Origin of the sequence: Muribaculum sp. (genome assembly GCF_029051885.1) — a bacterium.
Classification (GTDB): Bacteria; Bacteroidota; Bacteroidia; order Bacteroidales; family Muribaculaceae; genus Muribaculum.
Window position 1 is genome coordinate 1 of sequence record NZ_JAIDKI010000194.1, and the last position, 2885, is coordinate 2885.

Consider the following 2885-nt stretch of genomic DNA (forward strand, 5'->3'; position numbering starts at 1 on the left):
GCAAGACCCTTACTCAGAAAGCTCCCAAATTCTTCTACGACAACGCCATGACAATGGACTGGGACGGCACTGAAACACTCTCCAACCTCACCCTCGAGTGGTGGGCACGAGTTGAAAACCGCGCCGGCAACGGTGGTTTCTCCGTCAACAACCAGGCTCTCTTCGCATTCCAGGCCAACCTCGAGCTCTACGTTCGTTTCGGCGATATCGTATATGCCGACGCCAATGGTCGCAATCTCTACAACTTCCTCCAGATTAAGACTATGGGTATCGATGCCAACTACGACTCTGGCAACCCCAACGAAAAGCCGCTCAAATGGGGCGAATGGATTCACTTCGCCCACACATTCGACAGTGGTACAGGCGAGGTTGTACTCTATGTCAACGGCGTCGAGGCTAACCGCAACAACGGCGGTGCCGGCAAGAAGTTTGAAATCACCGGCCTGACAATGTGCGGTTCCGGCTCATCTTACTTCCGCGACTACATCGAGATTGCACAGGTACGTCTGTGGCGCACCACACGCTCTGCCGCCCAGATTGCCAAGTTCATGAAGAAAGAGGTTAAGTATACCGACCCCAACCTCGTGTTCTACCTCCCAATGAACGAAGGTGACGGCTCTGTGCTCAACGACGTTACCGGCAACGGTCACAACATCACTATCGGCTCGGCAAGCAACGGCGGCAACAACCAGGCCTACGGCTGGACCGAATACACATTTGAATAAACCTGATACCATAGTTATTGAGGTATGCCGTCAGTGACATACCTCAATAACATCTCCATCACCAATTCTCCAAAAATACAGAACACAATGAAAAAATTCTGGCATTATATCGCCGTATGTGCGGTGGCGGCTACAATGGCTCCCCTTACATCTTGCGACGACGACGATACAGTAGATCCCTACGACATCAACTACTGCTATCTATATCAGCCCAATTCCACATTCGCCCGACTGGAATACAAGGCCAACGGTGAATTCCTTATCGACATCAACGATCCTCTGGCACTTAAGCCCGTGCGCCTTACAAAGCCCGCGCCCCGCGACCTCTCTGTCAAGGTAGGCATCGATCCTTCTCTTGTCGACGAATACAACCAGGCCAACAACACCGAATACACATTCCTCGAAGGTGCCTCGATTGTCAACCCCGTGCTCCACATTCCCGCCGGACAGTACATATCTACCGAGGTAATCTCTGTTTCTTTCGGTGATAAGAAAGGTTTCCAGACCGAAAATGAGAATCTGATTCTGCCTATCACAATTACTGATGCCGACGGCCAGACCATCTCGAAGAGCAGCCGTATATTCCTTACCTTCTCTTCGACATACAAGGCCAATAAGGTAGTTGCAAAACATGAAGCCGCCATTACAGTCGATACCGACGTCGACGGATGGCAGAGCGCATACTCTACCCTCACTATTTCCGACATACTCACCGCCGACTGGAATGCTGACGATCCTATCACTGTAAGTGCCGTTATCGACAACAGCCTTATCGATGCCTACAATCAGGCGAATGCATCTTCCTACCAGTCCATCCAGGCCTCGTTGGCAAATAGCGAAGTAGTAATCCCCGCAGGCTCGTCAAAAGGTGCCATCACCCTCAATGTAGGTGACTATACTGACGTAGCCAACGGCTCCGAATATATAATTCCCGTAAAGTTCACATTCACTTCGGGAGTAGGCGCAGAGCTCACCACCGATGTGTCATATATCACTATCAGCAACCTTCCCCTTGAGCTCACGAGAACAGCAGTGATGCCTTCTGGCTACACTCAGATTGCATATGAGGACTCCTGGACCGGCTCCATCGACGGCAACGATACAGACTTCGCGGCAAACGTACTTGCTGATTCCGACAACACAGGTTCCTATGTCTTTGCTGATCCAGGCAGCAAGATTCTTGTCGACCTCGGCTCGGCCAAGACTGTACATATGATGGCTGTCAGCTTCTTCCAGTGGTTCTACGGAGCGTCCGACCTGCTGGATGTTGAGACCAGCGCCGATGGCAACGCATGGACCAAGTGGGGAAATGTAGATGTATATGGCAACCAGACATACTATATCAGCTTCTCCAAGCCGGCTACATTCCGCTACATCCGCTGGACAGACGGAGATTACTCGTACCCCACCTACGGCATGATTGCCCATACAGGTATCAAATTCTACAACAAGTAATTCCCGTATAGAATCCACTATTCTTTGACCACTGCGGACTCACAACGTCCGTATACAATAAAAAACTCACGCAAACGGGGTGTTTGCGTGAGTTTTTTTATATTCCTGATTGGAAAAAGCCTACAGGCTATTCATCAGGAGCCGTAAGCTCGGTGGCCTCGCGCATCTCGCGGTATTCTCCCCAGTCCGGATCATTCTCAGTATAGATGGTGATTGGAAGAAGGTCAAACGGAGCCAGAGCCTCATTGATTTTACGCTCGAAGATATGGGTCGACGTAGTGTAGAACACCCAGTCGCGGCGGTCGTCGCCGGTATACACACCCGTCAGTATGGCCACAGGGTCGCGGTCGAATACCGTGGTCAGAGCCTCCTGCACAGCCTCCATAAGCATCGAGGTAGGCTTGTCGGGCATACCCGTCGAATCACCCTGATAGCGCCACGTAATCTCCACTCGTATACCGTATTTGCCGCTATCCATCGCAGCCTCCACACCACGGCGTCCGGTCACTATTACCGTACGTCCCGTTTTATCGCTCTCTGTCGGTGCTGTCCACCAGTCATTGCCTATTTTCTTGCTCATAATAATGTTTTTTAATTGCAAATTTAATTAAATTGTTGGCCCGGTTTATTGAATATCCCGCCGAAATTTGCGAAATTTGCCAAAACTTTCATATACCCCTTACAGGGATAGTATAAGAATATATA

Annotated in this window: 3 protein-coding genes; 2 read left to right on the forward strand and 1 reads right to left on the reverse strand. The window is 50.4% G+C overall.

What is annotated here, in order from left to right; genetic code table 11:
• Positions 1-725, forward strand: a 725-nt coding sequence (locus K2I50_RS08190) for a LamG-like jellyroll fold domain-containing protein (RefSeq protein ID WP_367279097.1), incomplete at its 5' end; no start/stop codon positions are given.
• A gap of 87 nt (positions 726-812) precedes the next feature.
• Positions 813-2180, forward strand: coding sequence for a BT_3987 domain-containing protein (locus tag K2I50_RS08195; protein WP_301025848.1), 1368 nt, complete (start codon positions 813-815; stop codon positions 2178-2180).
• Between the two features lie 127 nt (positions 2181-2307).
• Here the strand turns inward: K2I50_RS08195 and K2I50_RS08200 are convergent, their stop codons facing one another.
• Complete coding sequence (locus tag K2I50_RS08200; protein WP_301025849.1) at positions 2308-2760, reverse strand: DUF695 domain-containing protein; 453 nt, start codon at positions 2758-2760, stop codon at positions 2308-2310.
• Between the last annotated feature and the right edge of the window lie 125 nt (positions 2761-2885).